16 protein-coding genes and 7 tRNA genes are annotated in these 19,131 nt (G+C 46.8%); 1 reads left to right on the top strand and 22 read right to left on the bottom strand.

The annotated features are described in order from the left end of the window. Nucleotides 1-240 precede the first annotated feature (240 nt). From DXD92_RS14340 to DXD92_RS14295, 9 genes are all read right to left on the bottom strand, one after another. Nucleotides 241-1,530, bottom strand: a complete 1,290-nt coding sequence (locus DXD92_RS14340) for a UDP-N-acetylglucosamine 1-carboxyvinyltransferase (protein WP_117510690.1) — start codon at nt 1,528-1,530, stop codon at nt 241-243. A gap of 337 nt (nt 1,531-1,867) precedes the next feature. Beyond that, nucleotides 1,868-2,371: a shikimate kinase gene (locus DXD92_RS14335; protein ID WP_117510688.1), complete on the bottom strand. Its 504-nt coding sequence runs from the start codon at nt 2,369-2,371 to the stop codon at nt 1,868-1,870. Nucleotides 2,372-2,423: 52 nt separating this feature from the next. After that, complete coding sequence (locus DXD92_RS14330) at nt 2,424-3,443, bottom strand: sugar kinase (RefSeq protein WP_118601687.1); 1,020 nt, start codon at nt 3,441-3,443, stop codon at nt 2,424-2,426. Between the two features lie 142 nt (nt 3,444-3,585). After that, nucleotides 3,586-4,047, bottom strand: a complete 462-nt coding sequence (locus tag DXD92_RS14325; RefSeq protein ID WP_243104917.1) for a carbohydrate ABC transporter permease — start codon at nt 4,045-4,047, stop codon at nt 3,586-3,588. Nucleotides 4,048-4,584: 537 nt separating this feature from the next. Continuing rightward, a complete protein-coding gene (locus DXD92_RS14315) occupies nt 4,585-6,030 on the bottom strand; it encodes a uracil-xanthine permease family protein (RefSeq protein WP_117510677.1) in 1,446 nt (481 codons plus the stop codon). Between the two features lie 288 nt (nt 6,031-6,318). Continuing rightward, complete coding sequence (locus DXD92_RS14310) at nt 6,319-6,672, bottom strand: Hpt domain-containing protein (protein ID WP_055220310.1); 354 nt, start codon at nt 6,670-6,672, stop codon at nt 6,319-6,321. A 430-nt stretch (nt 6,673-7,102) separates the two neighbouring features. Continuing rightward, a complete protein-coding gene (gene gdhA, locus DXD92_RS14305) occupies nt 7,103-8,437 on the bottom strand; it encodes an NADP-specific glutamate dehydrogenase (RefSeq protein WP_055220308.1) in 1,335 nt (444 codons plus the stop codon). 349 nt (nt 8,438-8,786) lie between these two features. Next, nucleotides 8,787-9,386, bottom strand: coding sequence for a flavin reductase family protein (locus DXD92_RS14300; protein WP_117510675.1), 600 nt, complete (start codon nt 9,384-9,386; stop codon nt 8,787-8,789). A gap of 104 nt (nt 9,387-9,490) precedes the next feature. Next, a complete protein-coding gene (locus DXD92_RS14295; protein ID WP_117510673.1) occupies nt 9,491-11,146 on the bottom strand; it encodes a putative manganese-dependent inorganic diphosphatase in 1,656 nt (551 codons plus the stop codon). 380 nt (nt 11,147-11,526) lie between these two features. Between DXD92_RS14295 and DXD92_RS14290 the strand changes: the two genes are divergently transcribed. Next, on the top strand, nt 11,527-12,438 hold the full coding sequence (locus DXD92_RS14290; RefSeq protein WP_117813161.1) for a 30S ribosomal protein S1: 912 nt from the start codon (nt 11,527-11,529) through the stop codon (nt 12,436-12,438). Between the two features lie 134 nt (nt 12,439-12,572). Here the strand turns inward: DXD92_RS14290 and trhA are convergent, their stop codons facing one another. The 13 genes from trhA to DXD92_RS14225 form a co-directional block, all read right to left on the bottom strand. After that, nucleotides 12,573-13,247, bottom strand: a complete 675-nt coding sequence (trhA, locus tag DXD92_RS14285) for a PAQR family membrane homeostasis protein TrhA (RefSeq protein WP_118640817.1) — start codon at nt 13,245-13,247, stop codon at nt 12,573-12,575. A gap of 224 nt (nt 13,248-13,471) precedes the next feature. Continuing rightward, nucleotides 13,472-13,750 carry a GIY-YIG nuclease family protein gene (locus DXD92_RS14280; protein ID WP_118640815.1) on the bottom strand — a complete coding sequence of 93 codons (279 nt, stop codon included), beginning with the start codon at nt 13,748-13,750 and terminating at the stop codon, nt 13,472-13,474. Beyond that, nucleotides 13,731-14,606, bottom strand: a complete 876-nt coding sequence (locus DXD92_RS14275) for an ROK family protein (RefSeq protein WP_022461220.1) — start codon at nt 14,604-14,606, stop codon at nt 13,731-13,733. Before DXD92_RS14275 ends, DXD92_RS14280 begins: the two co-directional genes overlap by 20 nt. Before the next feature lie 17 nt (nt 14,607-14,623). Then, complete coding sequence (manA, locus tag DXD92_RS14270) at nt 14,624-15,559, bottom strand: mannose-6-phosphate isomerase, class I (RefSeq protein ID WP_118595199.1); 936 nt, start codon at nt 15,557-15,559, stop codon at nt 14,624-14,626. A 342-nt stretch (nt 15,560-15,901) separates the two neighbouring features. After that, nucleotides 15,902-16,855 (bottom strand): peptidoglycan DD-metalloendopeptidase family protein, encoded by a 954-nt coding sequence (locus DXD92_RS14265; RefSeq protein ID WP_117762165.1) that lies wholly within the window; start codon nt 16,853-16,855, stop codon nt 15,902-15,904. Between the two features lie 320 nt (nt 16,856-17,175). Continuing rightward, nucleotides 17,176-18,231, bottom strand: coding sequence for a D-alanyl-D-alanine carboxypeptidase family protein (locus tag DXD92_RS14260; protein ID WP_117762164.1), 1,056 nt, complete (start codon nt 18,229-18,231; stop codon nt 17,176-17,178). 167 nt (nt 18,232-18,398) lie between these two features. Then, nucleotides 18,399-18,471 (bottom strand) — tRNA-Lys (locus tag DXD92_RS14255). An 8-nt stretch (nt 18,472-18,479) separates the two neighbouring features. Further along, nucleotides 18,480-18,552: transfer RNA gene (locus DXD92_RS14250), tRNA-Phe, on the bottom strand. Between the two features lie 6 nt (nt 18,553-18,558). Continuing rightward, nucleotides 18,559-18,632, bottom strand: a tRNA-Met gene (locus DXD92_RS14245). A 33-nt stretch (nt 18,633-18,665) separates the two neighbouring features. Further along, a tRNA-Thr gene (locus DXD92_RS14240) sits at nt 18,666-18,738 on the bottom strand. Between the two features lie 19 nt (nt 18,739-18,757). Then, nucleotides 18,758-18,839, bottom strand: a tRNA-Tyr gene (locus DXD92_RS14235). Nucleotides 18,840-18,848: 9 nt separating this feature from the next. Further along, nucleotides 18,849-18,921, bottom strand: a tRNA-Val gene (locus tag DXD92_RS14230). Nucleotides 18,922-18,948: 27 nt separating this feature from the next. Continuing rightward, nucleotides 18,949-19,022: transfer RNA gene (locus DXD92_RS14225), tRNA-Asp, on the bottom strand. Nucleotides 19,023-19,131 lie beyond the last annotated feature (109 nt).

The following is a 19,131-nucleotide window of genomic DNA, read 5'->3' as shown; positions in this document are numbered from 1 at the left end:
ATATTGTCCCTCTCTGGTTTTTATTATTTTTAGTCAAAATGTATAATCGGTAACGTTTTCGTATTCAACATATCATAAATTTGTATATTTTTAAATATCTTTTTTTACCAATACTGACCGCCTCAGCTTTGAAAATAATAGTAGTAAAATTTAAGCCAATTTCTTCGCAATAAGGTAAAATAAAAGAACGGTACCTTTTATTGCACCGTCCTTTTTGTCAACATTTGTTTTATACTGTTTTTACGCTCTTAACCGGAATTTCTGGATGTCCTTTGCATTATTCACACGCTCAATTTCAGCGCCGAGTCCACGGAGCTTTCCGTCGAAGTCCTCGTATCCGCGCAGAATGTATACAATATCATCCACCACGGTAACACCCTCTGCTGCAAGTCCTGCGATCACAAGTGCTGCACCTGCGCGAAGATCCGGTGCGGAAACCTCTGCTCCGGTAAATTTTTCTACGCCGTCAATGATCGCCGTGTTGCCTTCTACTTTAATACAGGCGCCCATACGTGCCAGCTCATCCGCATATTTAAAACGATTTTCAAAAATACTCTCTGTTACAATACTCGTACCGTTTGCCAGTGCCAGTGTAACCGCAATCTGCGGCTGCATATCGGTCGGGTAACCCGGATACGGCTGTGTCTTTACGTGTGTTCTGCCCAGACGTTTGCTTGCGCTCACACGGATGGAATCGTCAAACTCTTCTACGTCGCAGCCAATCTCCTCGAGCTTTGCGGTTGTTGCTTCCAGATGCTTTGGAATCACGTTTTTAATCAGCACATCGCCCTTTGTGGCTGCTGCTGCAAACATATACGTACCTGCCTCGATCATATCCGGTACGACCGCATAGCTGGTTCCGTGCAGGGTATCGACACCCTTGATCCGGATCACATCGGTTCCTGCTCCTTTGATGTTTGCTCCCATGCTGTTCAGGAAGTTCGCCACATCGACAACGTGCGGCTCTTTCGCTGCATTCTCAATCGTTGTATTTCCTCTTGCCATCGAAGCTGCCATCATGATGTTGATGGTGGCTCCAACGGAAACCATATCCAGGAAAATGTGGCTTCCATGCAGATCTGCCGCACTTGCCACGATTGCGCCATGACGGATGCTTACCTCAGCACCGAGTGCGCGGAATCCCTTTAAATGCTGGTCGATCGGACGGCTTCCAATGTTACATCCGCCCGGAAGCGGAACTTCCGCTCTTTTGTATTTTCCAAGCAACGCGCCTAAAAGATAATAAGACGCACGGATTTTTTTGATATATTCATAATCAACGCTCAGATCTCCGATGGTTGCTGCATTGATCCGCACGGTATGGCGGTCGATGCGGTCCACGGTGGCTCCGATCTCTGCGATTGCTTCCAGAAGTACATTAATATCACTGACATCCGGCAGGTTTTCGATCAGGACCGTCTCATCGGTCATCGTTGCTGCCGTAAGAATTGCAAGCGCCGCGTTTTTTGCTCCCCCGATTTCCACTTCGCCCACAAGAGGATTTCCACCTCTGATGACATACTGTTCCATATATTCACCTCAAATTTTCTTTCTCATACTTAACGAGTGTGTTTTATCCAATATCTAACGAATCAAAGTCTTTTTCCTGTTTTTTTACACACTCCAGATACGCTGAAACGCACTGCTCCCCGCAGTTATTTTTCAGTCTCCCCTTATCTTAACTCAAATCTAATACTTTGTAAATCAATTTTAATACATTCTGTGCTATTTCCGTCTTTTTCCATCGTTTCCGGTCAGGAATATTCAGAGAAACATTATATGTAATTTCTAACTATCAGAACATTTCCCTTATTATGATATAATCGTATGTTTTCAAAATTTCCCTGAATATTCCACCAATTCTGTTTTACATGCCGATCTGCTCGCGGAGCGCCAGGATCGTACCCTGGATATCCCTTCCGCTCTCGTCAACTGTAATCTCGGCATACTGCTCATATAATTTACTTCTCTCATCGTAGAGATCCTTCAGCGTCTGGCCCTCTTTCAGCACGACGCCGCGTCCCTTCAGGTTTCCGAGACGTTTCGCCAGATCCTCATACGACAGCTTCAGGTAAACGATGGTTCCAATTTCTTTAAAATGCTCCATCGCCTCTTTTCCGTAAATGGCACTGCCGCCCGGTGCAATGACGCTTTCATCGGCTTCCAGAGTCGCATTGACCTCATTCTCAATCGCAAGAAAGCCTTCATTTCCCTCATCTGCAATAATCTCGCGCAGAAGACGTTTCTCCCGATGCTGAATCACAAGATCCGTATCAATAAACTCATACCCCAAAGCCTTTGCAAGGATAACGCCAACGCTGCTTTTGCCGGCTCCCGGCATTCCTATTAATATAATATTCCGTTTCTTCAAGTTTTATTCCTCCTGCTGTCCTGTATGTACTCTCGGAATCTTTTTGTTTCCTCTATCTCTGCAGATTTGTTCCGCCCTGCTTCATAATCTGCTCAATCTCTTTTTCGCTGACCACGTTGGCATCGTGCTGAATCATCAGCTTTAAGACGCTTGCAGAAATCGCAAAATCGATGATTCTCTGCGGCGCAAAATCATGCGCCATCGCGTGAATCAGTCCTGCACCAAACGCATCACCGGCTCCGACTGCCTCAAAGCTGTGTACTTTGTGAACCGGGCTCTCATAGAATTTTCCGTCTTTCAGGTAAATTCCCATCCAGTCGCCGTCCTCCACGGTGTAGAGATTGCGCAGCACGCTCGCAACTGCTTTACAGTTCGGGAACTGTTTCTGAATTTCCAGCATGCCCTCTTTGTAAGACTCGATCTGTTCAATGCCGCGCGACATATCTCCATCATACGCCGGAATGCCAAGCGATGATTCAAAGTCCTCATCATTTGCAATGCAGACATCCACGTAAGACATCAGACGGCGCATGACGCGCTGTGCGTCCTTTGCTGACCACATTTTTCCGCGGTAGTTGAGATCACATACCACCTGAATTTTTTTCTCTTTGCAGAGCATAAGAGCGATCTCCAGCGTCTTTTCGATCTCGCAGCTGATGGCCGGCGTGATACCGGAGAAATAAAAGAGATCCACGCCCTCGAGCAGTTTTTCCCAGTCAAACTCCTCCGCTTCTGCCATCGCGATCGCGCTGTAGGCGCGGTCATAAACCACGCTCGTCGGTCGGATGTTGGTTCCCTTTTCAAAATAGTAAATACCGACGCGGCCGCCGCCCCGCAGAACACGGGTCGTATCCACACCGAACCGGCGGATTTCATTGATGGCCGCCTGTCCGACCTGGTGCTCCGGCACTTTTGTCACGTAGGAAACATCGTTCCCGAGTGTTGCCAGAGAAACCGCGACGTTCGCCTCCGCGCCGCCGTAACTGGCTTCAAAGGTATCTGCCTGCAGTATTTTCAGATGCTCCGGTGTTTTTAAACGCAGCATCAGTTCTCCGAATGTAAGTATTTTCATGATAAAATCCCCTCCAGAAACATTTTGTTTTTCACCTCAATACCTTTTTATCTTACGCTGTTTTCTCCCCGGACGCAAGAAAAAAAGCGCAAAAAAGCGGCTTCCTGTTTCGATTCAGAAGCCGCTTTTTCTGCGTTTTCTCTTATTCTTTTACTGCTCCCAGTGTAATACCGGTTACGAAGTATTTCTGCAGGAACGGATATACAATCAGCATAGGAACAAGGGCGATAAATACCTTTGCTGCCTCCAGTGATTTGTTGGAGTTCTGTGCTAACTGCTGATACTGCTCTGCAGTCAGGGTTACGCCTACCGGGATCTGAACGGAGATCTGACGGATGTAGGTCTGTAACGGATAGTTCGTCTCTTTGTTCATTAATACCAGGCCCTGGAAATACTCGTTCCAGTAACCAACGGATGTAAACAGGACGATGGTTGCGATAACCGGTTTGGAACACGGAACTACAATCTGCCACAGGATACGCCACGGGCCGGCGCCGTCTACACGGGCTGCCTCCTCGAGGTCTCCCGGGATGCCGCGGAAGAAGTTCATCATCAGGAGTACGTTGAATACCGGAACAGAACCAGCCAGAACCAGTGCTGCCACATGCTACCAGGCTTACGATCATGGTGCTTGCCAGTAATGCAGAAATTACTTTCTTTTTCATTTGGTGTCCTCCTTGTGATTTACGTTCTTTTTGCGTGCTCCGTTGTTGCTTTTGTCCAGGCTTACGAAGAATCCATTGTTTTTGATCATACGTTTTGCCTAAAACTTTCACATTTTCGTCACACTTTTTATGCAATGATTATACCTCTTCTCCACCCGTTTTGACAAGCATTTTTTATGTATTTTTCACAATTTATTTCGTTTTTTTAATTCATATTGTCGATTTTGTACACTATTTTAAAATTTATAGTCAATCTTGACTTTTTCTTTTTCGTTATTCTTTTACCTATTGACGGATTTTTTGTGCTTTTTCCGTCATTTTGTATATTCCTCGTATTTTCAGACATTTTACCTGCAGAGCCTTCTACCGGCAGTTCCCTCCGAATGCCGGGCAGCACAATAAAAAAGAACCTCTTATCTCTCCCCGGGAATACTTCTTTCCGGAAACATAAGAGGTTCTTTTTCTTTTTTTGTTCTTTATTCTGCTTTTTTCTTCTCTTTTGGAATAATAATATTCAGTACAATCGCCGCAACAGCTGCCGGAACAATACCGGAGCCGCCGAAAATCAGCTGGATATAATAAGGAAGCTCAGAAGTTGCTCCCGCTGTGGAACCAAGGCCGTAGCCAAGACCCAGTGCAACAGAAACGATCGTGATCTCACGGCTCGTAATCGGCTCTTTTGTGATGAGCTGGATACCGGAAACCAGAATTGACGCAAACATCATAACGGCTGCACCGCCGAGTACGGACTGCGGCATAATGGATACAAATGCTGCAATCTTCGGGCAGAGTCCGCAGAGGATCAGGAAAATGGCTCCGCAGGAAAGTGCCATACGGTTTACGATTTTTGTCATCGAAATAATGCCGACGTTCTGTGCAAAAGAAGTATTCGGGAGAACGCCGAGTGCTGCTGCAAAGCTGGATCCGAGACCGTCGCAGATGATACCGCCGGAAAGCTCAGAATCGGTTGCCTCGCGGTCCATACCGCTCTCTACGCAGGCGCAGATATCGCCGACCGTCTCAACGGTTGTTACGATGAACATGATCGCTACCGGGAGAATTGCCTCCACACGGAAGACTGGTTTTACCTCAGCCAGTTTTCCAAAGCCTGCAATACCAGGGAGTGCGAACCAGGACGCATCTTTTACCTGCTGGAAATTGACAACCCAGGAATATGTATAGGAAACAGTGCTTCCATCCTCAAGAACCGCCGTTCCGGTATGCGGCAGAACCATGGTCATAATAATAGCTACCACGTAGCCGACTAAAATACCGATCAGAATTGAAGCCGTGCTTAAGATTCCCTTCGGATTTGTAAAGTGCTTCAGTGCCAGCGTTACAATCAGAACGACCATGCCAAGGAACAGGTTCTGTATGGAACCGTAATCGTTCGTTCCGGAACCGCCGCAGAGATAATTGATTCCAACCGGAATCAGCGAAAGACCGATCGCCATAACGACGCAGCCGGTAACAACCGACGGGAAAAATTTACGAAGCGGCTTTAAACAGACGCCAAGCACGCCCTCAAACAGACCGCCGACAATTGTCGCACCAAGGATAGCGCCGTACGTCAGCGCGCCCTGTCCCAGCACGGCTGTCACGCTCTTGAATACGCCGAGGAATCCAGAAGATGTACCCATAACAATCGGTACTTTACCGCCGATCGGTCCAATCGAAAACATCTGTACCAGTGTTACAATACCGGCTACTGTCATTGCATTCTGCAAAAGAGCCGTACGAAGTGCACCGTAGCCCGCATCCGCCGTCAGACCGCACGCTCCCATGATGATCAGAAGCGGGGTAAGGTTTCCTATGAACATCGCCATTACGTGCTGCAATCCAAGCGGAATCGCCTGCTTCAGCGGAATCCGTCCTTCAAAGGTGTACGGGGTTCCCATAGCTGAACTTTTTTCTTTTTTCATTGCTTTTCTCCTGCTTTTGTAGATTTGGGCTGCCTTGCCTTTCGGTATGGAATATGCCCTGCACAGCCGGAATTTTTCCGGCAAAGCGTCCTTGTTTCTTCTTATAGATACTTATAAGTTTTTCTTTTTAAGCAATTCTTCTTCATAAGCTGTGCTTTTATGTAAAAAGATTATCATGTTTCTTTTTTCCCGTCAACCCGCATCTTGTACAGAATTCCATAAAAAAGGAGACACCGGTCTGTGTTCCTCATCTCACAGATCAATGTCTCCTTGTTTTCTTCCTTCAATTTAAGCGTTTTGGAAATCCTCAATCGCTTTTACGGTGCGGTTATATTCTTCCGTCACCTTCTGCATCAGATCATCCGTCTCGGTCTCCTGCAGCGGTCTTAACCGCTCGGTCAGCTCGGCGCTTGGCTCGTACAGATTTTTAAAACCAAGATTCTGGCACACGCCTTTTAATGTATGAGCTGCACGGAATGCAACCTCAATATTTCCGTCCGCCAGTGCCTGGCAAAGCTCCTGATAGCTCGGATCCTGAGGAAATTTTAAAATGATCCGCTGAATCAGAGATTCACTGCGAAGCCGCTGAACGGTTTCCTCGTAATCTGCTCCCATCTGCATGTAGCAATCTTTTAATGTCATCTTCTCTTCCTCTTCCCTGTATGCAAATTCATTACATATTAATGCAAACAAGTTCTTTATCAATACATAAATAATTATATTTCTCGCGCAAGCTCTTGTCAACTTCTGCTTTTCATTATTTTTGCATTATTTTTGTTTACTATACGCTCTATTTCTGAACATAAAACATCTTTTTTCTTACGTTTTTCTTACGTTTTTATCTTACCTGTATATTGCATTCATGCATAATAATACAACTTACTCGCATATTCTGTCGTTTTATTCACACGGTACCGCGTGAAAGTCTATTTCTTCTGTCTAGTCTCGTTGCAAAATGTAATGTTTTTTGTACACTGTAATTTTCGTTATTTTTCTGTGTTTCTTCTATCTTTTATGCAAAAAGGGACCCTCGGTCTTAACCGGAGATCCCTTTGGATTTCTCAAAATCAGATTAGCAGATTCCCTGAGCCATCATAGCGTCAGCTACTTTCTCAAAGCCTGCGATGTTAGCGCCCATAACATAGTCGCCCTCATGGCCGTAACGTTTTGCAGCATCAACCATGTTGTGTGTGATGTTGATCATGATATTTTTCAGTTTTGCATCAACTTCATCGAAGGTCCAGGACAGACGCTCGGAGTTCTGGGACATCTCGAGTGCGGATGTTGCAACACCACCTGCATTTGCAGCTTTTCCAGGTGCGAAGATTACGCCGTGCTCCTGCAGATATTTGGTTGCTTCCAGAGTAGTAGGCATGTTAGCGCCCTCGCATACTGCAGTGCATCCGTTCTCAACAAGTGCTTTTGCATCCTCAAGCAGCAGCTCGTTCTGAGTTGCGCAAGGAAGAGCAAGGTCTGCTTTTACAACCCATACGCCGCGTCCTTCGTGGTACTCAGAGTTTGGACGATATTTCTTGTACTCGGTCAGACGGGCACGGTTTACTTCTTTGATCTCTTTTAATGCAGCTACATCGATTCCGTCTGGATCGTAAACCCATCCGTTGGAGTCAGAGCAGGTGAGAACTTTCACACCAAGCTGAGTAGCTTTCTCGATCGCATAGATTGCAACGTTTCCGGAACCGGATACACAAGCGGTCTTGCCTGCGATGTCGATGCCGTTCAGTTTCAGCAGCTCCTGGGTCAGGTACAGCAGTCCGTATCCGGTAGCCTCTGTTCTTGCTAAAGATCCGCCGTAGCTTAAACCTTTACCAGTCAGAACGCCTTCGTATACGCCGCGGATTCTCTTGTACTGTCCGAACATGAAGCCGATCTCTCTTGCGCCTGTTCCGATGTCACCAGCCGGTACGTCGGTGTCTGCGCCGATATATTTGCAAAGCTCTGTCATAAAGCTCTGGCAGAATGCCATGATCTCTCTGTCAGATTTTCCTTTCGGATCGAAGTCAGAACCACCTTTACCTCCGCCGATCGGAAGGCTGGTCAGTGAGTTTTTGAATACCTGCTCGAATCCCAGGAATTTGATAATACCAATATTTACAGAAGGATGCAGACGGATTCCTCCTTTGTAAGGTCCGATTGCACTGTTAAACTGTACACGATATCCGGTGTTTACATGAGCCTGTCCTTTATCGTCTACCCACGGCACACGGAATTTGATCTGACGCTCTGGCTCTACCATTCTCTCCAGAAGAGCAACTTTTCTGTATTTTTCCTCGTTTGCTTCAATAACAGGGCGAAGAGATTCCAGAACCTCTTTGACTGCCTGATGGAATTCCGGCTCAGCTGGGTTTTTTGCAACTACGGACTCAATAACCTCATCTACGTATGACATGTTAGTTTCCTCCTTGAAATTTCTCCCTTAATGTAGTGCAGAAAGATTTCTTTAAAAGATCCATCTGCGGTTCTCATCAGCCTTAAAGCGTGGAGAAAATCATTTCCGCACTCTCTCGCGTCTCCGGTGGATTCTCCCGTCCTCCGGATCACTTAATTTTATAAGGTCAACGATTGGTTGATATTATAGCATAAAATATCCGGTTTTTGCAATATTTCACGCAAAAAATTCCTAATAAATCATGATTTTGTAGCGTTTTCTAATATTTACCCAGTATTTTTGTCGATTTTGTATATTTTTACCGAAAGTACTATAAAATTTCGCGTGCTGATTCTTTAGAAAATAAAGATTAGCTGCGGTTTTTTGTTTTTATATTAGGTGTTTTCGATTTTTTCTTCACGCTCCAGCCAAAGGTTCCCTGCTTTTTCCCGATTCCAAAGTACTCTCCGTGGGAATACACAATCGGTTTCGCGCGGTTCAGATCGAAGCGGCCGCGCTCATCCATGTATGCCTCATCCGCATGGACAGCCACAACTTTTGCAAGAAACATGTGATGCGAGCCCAGTTCGAGCACCTGCTCCACTTTACACTCGATATTAACCGGCGACTCCCCGATCATCGGTGCGGAAATCTCCTCCGCCTCGACTTTCGTCAGTTTCATCTCTTTGAACTTATCCACATCTCTTCCCGAGCGCACGCCGCAGTAGTCGGTCGCATAGCAGAGGTCCTCCGTCGTCAGGTTGATGACGAACGCACCGCTCTCTTTGATCATCTGATAGCTGTAGCGTTCCGGCCGCACCGAGATCGATACCATCGGAGGATTCGTACACACCGTGCCGGCCCAGGCAACGGTGATGATGTTGTCCTCCCCGTTCTTTCCGCGCACCGACACCATGACCGCCGGCAGCGGATACAGCATATTTCCCGCTTTCCATGTCTGTTTTCCCATTCTTATTTCTTTCCTTTCCTCTTTTTCACCCTTTTATGACCGAAAAAAGCGTGCCCCGGATCTGTTTTCAGGCCCGGAACCACGCTTTTTTATTTTTTCTGTTTTTACTGATTCTGCAGCGCCATCATAAATGCCGGAATCAGCTGTTTCTTTCTCGACACAACACCCTTCAGCTCGCAGCTGACCTCGTTGACCGGAAGATCTTCAAAAGCTTTTTCAATGACTTCCTTTGCCCCGCTTCCATAATACAGAAGCTCTGTAGATTCTTCTATAATATTGGTCAGCATAAAGAATACCATCTCGATGCCGTGTTTTCCGCACTCGCTTTCCATCTGCGGCAGAAGCTGTTCCTTGATGGATTCCAGCTCGCCCGCATCGAGGGATGTAATCTGGCCGACACCAAACGTAACATCGCCCATGATGAATTTTTTGAAATCCTGGTAGAAAATTTCTTCCGGTGATTTATCTTTCAGGTTGCTTCCTGCACGGAACATTTCGGATGCAAACTCCGGAATGCTGATGCCTGCAATGTCCGCCAGTGCCTCTGCTGCCGCTTTGTCAAGAAACGTACACGTCGGCGACCGGAACATCAGCGTATCGGAAATGATGGCTGCGCAGAGCAGTCCTGCGATGTTCGGCGCGATCTCCAGCTCTTTTTCCTTATAAATTTCATACATAATCGTTCCCGTGCAGCCCACCGGCTCATTGCGGAACATAACCGGCGCCATCGTCTCAAGTGATCCCAGACGATGATGGTCGATGATCTCGAGAATCTCCGCCTCTTTGACGTTATCGACCGCCTGTGATTCCTCATTGTGATCGACGAGAATCAGTTTCTTTCCTGCATTTCCGATCAGGTTCCGACGGGAAATCGTTCCCACATATTTTCCTTTCTTGTTCAGAATCGGGAAATCGCGGTGTCTCTGATTTTTCATAACTTCTTTGATATCATCGAGGAAATCTTCGGTGTTGAACGTGATCAGATTGCTTCTGCGCATCAGATATTTGACCGGAATACTCTGGTTAATCAGACGCGCAATCGTATACGTGTCATGCGGACTGCTGATGATCACACAGCATTTTTCCTCTGCAAATTTCTGAATCGTTTTCGTCACCTTTGCGCCAAGTCCGACGATAATGCAGCTTGCATCCATCTCGATTGCACAGAGCTGGTCCTCCGCACGGTTTCCGAGAATGACAAGGTCATCTTTTTCGATGTAGTTCTCCATCGTATCCGGATGGAATGCGCCGACAACGACTTTTCCGCGGATAAAATAACCATGTTCATTTCCGACAATAACCGAACCATCCAACGTATCCGCGATACTGCGGTATTGCGTCCTTGCCAGTGACATGACATGGCTGTCATAAGAATCCATATAGGATTCTGCGATATCACTGACCGTAATCACGCCCTGCAGATCATTGTCCGGCGAAGTAATCGGCAGTGTGACCACGTTGTTGTTTTTCATCATGGAATACGCTTTCTTCACGGAAATCGTGCCCGGTACGCTCGGCACCTCGTGAATCTCAATTTCCTTTACCTGCGTTCCCGCATTCGGCAGGTAGCCTGGCGCACGCACCCCAAAGCGTTTCAGCACATACTCGGTCTCCTCGTTGATCTGACCGGCACGGCGTGCCACGTAGGTTTTTGTTTTATCCGTTCTGTTTTTGATATCCGCATAGGCAATCGCCGAACAGATCGAATCCGTATCCGGATTTTTATGTCCAATTACATAAACTCTTGAATTTGATTTCATAATAGTACTCCTCCCTTCTGTATGTTTGTGGTATACAGTAAGTTCGTCCCGGTAGTTTTACTTCTTTTTTTGTAACGACTACAGTTACTGCTCACTTCGTGACCAGTAACCGCCGCCCTGCACATGCAAATTCGCTCCGCGAAGTTCCGGGCGGCCACCTGAATCACTTTCTCCTGCAGCCGCGCAGCAAGTGCGCGTCTCAGTAATTTTGGTAACGACTACACACATATTACCATCCTTTTTTCATCTGGTCAAAGAAAATCTTTTATGTTAAGATAAACGCAGATAGAAAAACGTGCAAAATTGAACCCGATTTTTTCATAAATCCACAATTTTCCTCTCGTTTTCCTGTTATTCTTACGAAAAAGGGGTGTTTCATTATGTCAGAAGAAAAATTAACCATGGATGACTTCTCCGCAGAGCTGGAAGCTTCCTTCAAAAAAATTGAGGAAGGCGACATGCTCACCGGAACCGTCATCTCCGTAGATGAAAAAGAGGTGATTCTCGATCTGAAATACTACGCAGAGGGCGTCATCCGCGCCGAGGACTTCAGCAACGAGCCTGGCTTCTCCTTAAAAGACGCTGTTCAGGTCGGTGACGAAATCACCGCAACCGTGATCCGCAAAGACGACGGCCACGGCAACATTCTTCTCTCCCGCGCAGAGGCAAACGATATCCTCGCATGGGAAAAACTCGCACAGTACAAAGAAGAGAAAACCGTACTGGATGTAAAAGTCAAAGGAATCGTAAACGCCGGTGTTATCGCTTACGTCGAAGGAATCCGCGGCTTCATCCCGGCTTCCAAACTCTCCCTGAACTACGTGGAAGATCTGAATGAATACTTAAACAAAGACATTCAGGTACAGGTTTTTGACCTCGACAAAGAAAAAGACCGCCTGATCCTCTCCGCCCGCGAAATTCTCCGCGAGAAAGCAGACGAAGAGCGCAAAGAGAAAATCTCCAACGTAGAAGTCGGCCTCGTCACCGAAGGAACCGTTGAGAGCCTGCAGCCATACGGCGCCTTCATCAGCCTCGGAAACGGCCTCTCCGGCCTCGTCCACATCTCCCAGATCTGCGCCAAACGAATCAAACATCCATCCGCAGTCCTGGCAGTCGGCGATAAAGTCAAAGTAAAAGTCATTGCCATCAAAGACGGCAAACTCAGTCTCTCCATGAAGGCACTCGACGATGTTGCCGCCGAAGAAATTCAGGAAGAAACCATCGAACTCCCGGAGACAGAGGAAGTGACAACGACACTGGGATCGCTGTTTAAAAATATTAAACTGAACTAAAGTGACTGTTCACGTTGTTATAACAGCATTTTCCAGGGGTTTTGCAGCATCACAGATTTTACCCCCATGACACGTAAACATAAAGCAGCGGCTGTACCGGATTTTTCTTTCCCGGTACAGCCGCCACTGTTATTTTATACCGGCATCGCCGCCACAAAATAGTACATCACAATAAAATGACAGAAGCTTCCACCCATCACAAACAGATGAAAAATTTCATGTGTTCCGAACTTTTTATGTTTTGCATTAAACACCGGCATTTTTAAGGAGTAAATCACCCCGCCGACTGTATAAATAATTCCGCCGGCCAGCAGCCATCCAAACGCCGGCCGCGAGAGGGCCAGAAACAGCGGATGAAACGCCAGAACGCACAGCCAGCCCATTGCGATATACAGCACCGAAGAAAACCACTTCGGACAGTTGATCCAGAATGCCTTGACGAGAATCCCGCCAATCGCTGCCGCCCACACCAGTGCACAGAGTGCAATTCCCGTCCGTCCATGCAGTGCAATCAGGCAGATCGGTGTGTAGCTTCCCGCAATCAGCACTGAAATCATCATATGATCAAACTTTTTCAGTCGACGGTTCACCTTCCCGTTTACATCAAACGTGTGATACACGGTGCTCGCCAGATACAGCAAAATCATACTCAGCATAAACACTGCCATTGCGACCACATGCAGATGATCCGGCTCCCGCGCCGCCTTCAAAAGCAACGGCAGCGTTCCCACCACCGCTAGGATCAGCGCAGTCCCATGTGTAATCGCACTGCCAGGATCCTTGATTCCATTTTTTCTGATATACTTCATTCTGCCCACTCCTTTCCTGTCAGAAACGTTGTTTTATTTCAATTACTGTATCACATGGTTTTTATTACTACTTGTTGCCGTTTCTTTTATTATAACAGGATGAAATTATTTTGCAAGTCAAAATATCTGGTTTCTTCCGGAATCGTTCGACACATTTTCACAAAAAAACAGACTTTCCGCATCCACACATTGTTGTGTCTGTTCGAAAAGTCTGTTTTTGATTCTTATTTCGCCTTGATCAGCTTCCATTTCTCTGTCCGCGAAAGCTGTTTAATCTCCCACTCCCGCCGCATCGCCTCTTCTTTGGAGGAATACGTTTCAAAATACACCAGTTTTACCGGTCTCCGGCTTTTGGTGTATTTGGCACCTTTTCCCACATTGTGTGCCTCGACGCGGTGCTCAAGATTGTTGGTCCAGCCGGTGTAAAGTGTTCCATCGCTGCATTCCACGATGTAAGTGAAATTTTTCGGATGTTCCTGCACCTTACTGCATTGCCAGCTCATCTACAGCCAGTTTCAGCGCACCCATGATACCCTGATTGTCGTTCAGACTTGGAAGTACAATGTAGCTGTCGAGATCCTCGAGTTCTTTTGTTACAAGATATCCGTTCAGCTGTTTCTTTACTTCTTCTCTTACGAGCGGCATCATATGCTCCTGATGCATAACGCCTCCGCCCAAAACGATTCTCTGCGGGGAGAGCAGCATGATGCAGTCTACAAGTGCCTGTCCGATATAGTAAGCCTCAAGCTCCCATACCTCTTTTTTGTCTGCCAGCTCAATACCTTTTTTGCCCCAGCGTGCTTCAATGGCAGGACCTGCAGCAAGGCCTTCCAGGCAGTTGCTGTGATACGGGCATTTTCCGCCGTAAGTATCTTTCGGATGTCTGGTCAGCAGAACGTGTCCGCCTTCCGGATGAAGCATGCCGTGCAACAGCTTGCCATTGGAAATAATTCCCATTCCAACGCCCGTTCCGATGGTGATGTAAATGCTGTTGTCCAGACCTTTTGTGATTCCCCAGGTAGCCTCACCCAGTGCAGAACCGTTTACATCGGTATCAAATCCAACCGGGATGTCCAGTGCATCTGCGAAAGCGCCTACGATGTTGTAGTTCTTCCATGCTAATTTGGGAGTTGTGGTAATGTAACCATATGTTTCGGATTTTCTGTTCAGGTCGATCGGTCCAAAGCAACCGATTCCCAGTGCCTGAATGTCCTTCTCTTTGAAATACTCAATCATTTTCGGAACGGTAATTTCCGGTGTCTCGGTCGGGATAGAAATTCTCTCATAAATTTCTCCATTTGCGTTTCCAATTGCGCAGACCATCTTTGTTCCGCCTGCTTCTAATGCTCCAAGTCTCATTGTGTTTTTCTCCTCTCTTATGCTTCTGGATTTGAGCAGATTACAGAAAGTTTTCCTTCAAATCTGCATCCATTAAAATTAGCCGGTATAATAAAGTGAGTACCTTTCTTAACCGGAATACCGTTTACAGTACCCTCTCCGGCGATTACACTTACATTAGTATAATATTTTTTCGCATCTAAGGTGAATACACCGTCGATGTCGTATTTATCTACAGAGTAGAACTTGCATGTTACAAAATGGGTATGTACCGCGCCCGGGATTTCCTCTGTAAAGGTATCGATATCTGCCGGTTTAAACGGAGCCTCGATAACATCGATACTCTGCTCTACATGAAGCTGTCTCGGTTTGCCGTTCTGCAGTCTGTCATAATCGTATACACGATAGGTGATATCGCTGCTCTGCTGTGTCTCCAGAATCAGTGTGCCGCCTTTGATGGCATGTACGCATCCCGGATTGATCTGGAAGAAATCTCCCTTATGTACCGGCACTTTGCGGATGAAATCGCTCCACTCATGATTGCGGATCATTTTCTCCACTTCTGCCTTGTCTTTTGCATTGTGTCCGATAACAATTTCTGTACCCGGTTCGCAGTCCAGCACGTACCAGCACTCGGTCTTTCCAAGAGATCCATTCTCATGCTCTCCTGCATAAGCATCATCTGGATGAACCTGGATGCTCAGATCATTTTTTGCATCAATGATCTTGATCAGCAGCGGAACCTGGCTTCCCGGGTAATTTCCGAAAATTTCCGGCTCCTCTTTCCAGAGCTCACCTAATGTTTTTCCATCAAATCTTCCGCCTGCCACATGGCTCATTCCGTTGGCATGTCCGCTGATCGCCCAGCACTCGCCGGTTGTATCGCTCGGAATTTCGTAATCAAATACGTCTCTTAACTTTGTTCCACCCCAGATTGCTTCTTTGAACACCGGGTCCATAAATAAAAGCTCCATATTTTTCTAATCCTCCTTGTTTTCAGGATCTGTCCACTACATCTATTTTAACCGATAACATTCAAAAACGAAACCCCTAAAATGACAAACTTTCACATTTTCTGTAACCGGTTACTTTCCTTTTATTCCGCCCTTTTTCTATATCAAAACAATCCTGTTTGTTATATGTAAAGCTGACTGTTTTCAGCCAGCCTTTTTTATAAAAAGCAATCGAAAAACGGTATTTTACCATCCGCGGTCTGCGCCGCCTTTTTTGTATTCAAAACCTGTAAAAAAGATTCGATTGCGAATCCTACACTTTATAATACTTTCCCGCATCCCATTTCGTGCAGGTCCTCTTTTTTATTCCGAAATTGCCGGGAGATATACCATAGGATCAATGGCTTTTCCATCTTTTTTCATCTCAAAGAAAAGATTGCTTCCCTCTTTTACATAATATTTCGTCGGTGCTGCAACTGCTCCGATCCGTGCTGCTTTCTGAACTTTCTGGCCTGCCTCGAGGGAAACGTCTGTGAGCTGTCCGTAGATGGCTTCGTATCCATTTCCAAGATTCATGGTGACGGTGAGGCCGGTTCTTGCATCATTTTCCACACTCACAACTTCTCCGTCCGCTGCCGCCAGAACCGGAGTTCCTTCTGCCGCCGAGAAAACAACGCCTGGATTGCACTGGTAAAGATCCAGTGTCGGGAAATAAACGGTATTTTCCATGTTATACGGAATCAGAACTGTTCCAGTAACCGGCAGTTCCATGATTGTCGCTTCGCTGAACATCAGATCCTGTGCAGCCCCTGCTGTCTCAACTGCCGTTTCCTGATTTTCTGCAGAATCCACAGTTCCGGATGCTGCACTCGTTTCTTCATTCGCCGCTGTTTCTCCTGATCCTGTTTCTCCGTTCTGATCCGCCGCTGTTCCGTTTACCGCCTGCGCGTCCTGTCTTTCTGTATTCCCATCTGATTCTTCCGGTGTATTCTGAGCCGTCTCTGCATCTGCTTCTGGATTTCCCGCCGCCTCTTCTTCACACGCCGCTTCCATTTCCGGCACCTGTTCCAGACTGTTTTCCACATCATCTGCCTGATCCTGTACGGCACGCGTTCCGTCTGCATCTCCCGCCGTCTCCTCCGTCTGCTGTTCTGTAGTTCCGGTGCTTTCGTCCTCTGTAAGCTGTGCCGTCTCTCCCTGTTTCGCCTGATCTGCCTTACCGTTTCTCGCATCCTGCTGCCAGGTCAGCACTCCGCCTGCAATCATCATTGCCAGTGCCGCTGTGATCACGCCGATTCTCAACTTGTCTCTTTTCATATTCTTACCACCTCTGCTGATATCTTTTTAAGCATTTCAGAGGCGTTTTTCGATTTCTCGCTCTCCTCCTGCTTTTCTACAGTAAGCAGTATTTCCCATCCGGCGCGATCTATACACAAAAACTGGATTTTTCCTTTCCGTTATCCACAATTTTTCCCCTGCGCTTCTTTCTTTTGTGGAAAACATAATTCTTTTCTGCGCATTCCGTGCAAAACATCCCCAATGTTATCCACACCTTATTTTCTCGACTTGCTTCACGTAAAAAAAAGAGCCGGAACCGGGAATTTTCTCCCGTTTCCAGCTCTCGCTTTCACCTGTATTTACTGTAATCTTCCATACACCGTACTCGCATCCGCGATGCTGTCCACCGCAGATCCCGAATCCGTCATGGCCTCTGCCGTAACAAGTATGTACTCTTCGCCTCCATATTCTGCAAAGCTGACCAGGCACTGACCCGCCTCATCGGTAAATCCGGTCTTTCCGCCTTCAATGACTGCCCCGTTCTCCAGTGTCGTACTCATCTCATAGCTGGTAAACCGGTGGAGCATCGTATCATACAGCGTAATTCCCTCCGGGTGTGATGCGGTAGCCTCCGTTGTGTAAACCTCCCTCGTCACGATCTCGCGAAACGTATCACTCTTCAGACACTCACTCATCAGCACCGCAATATCACGGCAGGTAGAATAATGGTTGTCGTTATGTAGTCCCGTGCAGTTCTCAAAATGCGTATTGGTAAGTCCCAGTTCTTCTGCTTTCTGGTTCATCATGGCCACAAAACCTTCTTCCGATCCGCCGACTGCTCTCGCCAATGTCTCACATGCATCTGCGCCGGATGGCAGCAGCACACCATAGAGAAGATCACGAACCGTCGGCTGTTCGTACGGATTAAATCCCGCTACCGACGCATCCTGTGCCGTCAGTTCCTCGAAGATGTCCTCCGGAACCGTAATCGTCTCGTTCAGATCCGGAAGATTTTCAATGGTAAGCAGCGCTGTCATAATCTTTGTCATCGACGCCGGATAAATTCTCTCATCTCCGCCCAGATTCATCATCTCAGCCAGATCGCTTTCCCGCACCAGCAGGGCATGCTGACTGTTCAGACCATCTGACGAAATCTGCTGTACCGGCTCAGGCATCGGTGTAATCTCCTCCTCCGGGCTGGAATCCGATATCGGCTCTGAACTGTCCCCAGCAAGAGAGGATGACGAAACCGAAGAGGATGCACTTGCGTTTCCATCCGTCTGTTTTTTCTCGTTCTTCTGCATCTGATATCCAAGCACGCCAATCAATCCGATAATGATAACAAGCAGAACACTTAAAATCACTTTCTGCTGAAACTGGCGTCTTCGTCTTTTGTTTTTCTTTTTTTGTGCCATAAACAGATTCCTCCGTTCTTTTTTATTCTTTCAAAGCATAGTACATTTCCTGCTCTTTTGCAAGATTTTCGCCGTAACCTTAAGATAAACATAATCAAAATTGGTCCACCGGACCAATTTGGGATATGCAGAACAAAAAAAAGAACCCTCGAAAGGGTTCCACATAGTGAAGCATCGGGGATTCGAACCCCGGACAACTTGATTAAAAGTCAAGTGCTCTACCGACTGAGCTAATGCTCCGTAAAATATGCCTAGTTCCGGAATCGAACCAGAGACACGAGGATTTTCAGTCCTCTGCTCTACCAACTGAGCTAACTAGGCATAAAATTGCGGGAGTAGGATTTGAACCTACGACCTTCGGGTTATGAGCCCGACGAGCTTCCAGACTGCTCCATCCCGCGATATCCTATTTTTGTACTTGATTTCTCAAGTAAAGCCGATGATCGGACTCGAACCGATAACCTGCTGATTACAAATCAGCTGCTCTGCCAATTGAGCCACATCGGCCGATTGCCTGATTGGCAAGTGGGTGGTGGTGGATTCGAACCACCGAAGCAATTTGCAGCAGATTTACAGTCTGTCCCCTTTGGCCACTCGGGAAACCACCCATAAAAGAATGGGACCTACAGGGCTCGAACCTGTGACCCTCTGCTTGTAAGGCAGATGCTCTCCCAGCTGAGCTAAGATCCCATTTTTCAGATATTTAGTTATGAAAAGCGACCCGGATCGGGATCGAACCGACGACCTCCGCCGTGACAGGGCGGCGCTCTAACCAGCTGAGCCACCGGGCCACAATAACTATTTTGAAGATATTTGATATACCTTCAAAACCGCATACACTTAACACCTATACATCATACCATACTTTCTTTCCGAACACAACCATTTTCTGCAAAACTT

It is taken from the genome of Blautia sp. TM10-2 (assembly GCF_003480845.1).
Lineage (GTDB): Bacteria > Bacillota > Clostridia > Lachnospirales > Lachnospiraceae > Fusicatenibacter > Fusicatenibacter saccharivorans.
This window is presented reverse-complemented; position numbering and strand designations above follow the sequence as displayed.

Coding starts and splice junctions, on each gene's coding strand:
- DXD92_RS14340 (WP_117510690.1), bottom strand. CDS start 1,530: ATGGAACAGTATGTCATCAGAGGTGGAAATCCTCTTGTGGGCGAAGTG.
- DXD92_RS14330 (WP_118601687.1), bottom strand. CDS start 3,443: ATGAAAATACTTACATTCGGAGAACTGATGCTGCGTTTAAAAACACCG.
- DXD92_RS14315 (WP_117510677.1), bottom strand. CDS start 6,030: ATGAAAAAAGAAAAAAGTTCAGCTATGGGAACCCCGTACACCTTTGAA.
- DXD92_RS14310 (WP_055220310.1), bottom strand. CDS start 6,672: ATGACATTAAAAGATTGCTACATGCAGATGGGAGCAGATTACGAGGAA.
- gdhA (WP_055220308.1), bottom strand. CDS start 8,437: ATGTCATACGTAGATGAGGTTATTGAGTCCGTAGTTGCAAAAAACCCA.
- DXD92_RS14300 (WP_117510675.1), bottom strand. CDS start 9,386: ATGGGAAAACAGACATGGAAAGCGGGAAATATGCTGTATCCGCTGCCG.
- DXD92_RS14295 (WP_117510673.1), bottom strand. CDS start 11,146: ATGAAATCAAATTCAAGAGTTTATGTAATTGGACATAAAAATCCGGAT.
- DXD92_RS14290 (WP_117813161.1), top strand. CDS start 11,527: ATGTCAGAAGAAAAATTAACCATGGATGACTTCTCCGCAGAGCTGGAA.
- trhA (WP_118640817.1), bottom strand. CDS start 13,247: ATGAAGTATATCAGAAAAAATGGAATCAAGGATCCTGGCAGTGCGATT.
- DXD92_RS14280 (WP_118640815.1), bottom strand. CDS start 13,750: ATGAGCTGGCAATGCAGTAAGGTGCAGGAACATCCGAAAAATTTCACT.
- DXD92_RS14275 (WP_022461220.1), bottom strand. CDS start 14,606: ATGAGACTTGGAGCATTAGAAGCAGGCGGAACAAAGATGGTCTGCGCA.
- manA (WP_118595199.1), bottom strand. CDS start 15,559: ATGGAGCTTTTATTTATGGACCCGGTGTTCAAAGAAGCAATCTGGGGT.
- DXD92_RS14265 (WP_117762165.1), bottom strand. CDS start 16,855: ATGAAAAGAGACAAGTTGAGAATCGGCGTGATCACAGCGGCACTGGCA.
- DXD92_RS14260 (WP_117762164.1), bottom strand. CDS start 18,231: ATGGCACAAAAAAAGAAAAACAAAAGACGAAGACGCCAGTTTCAGCAG.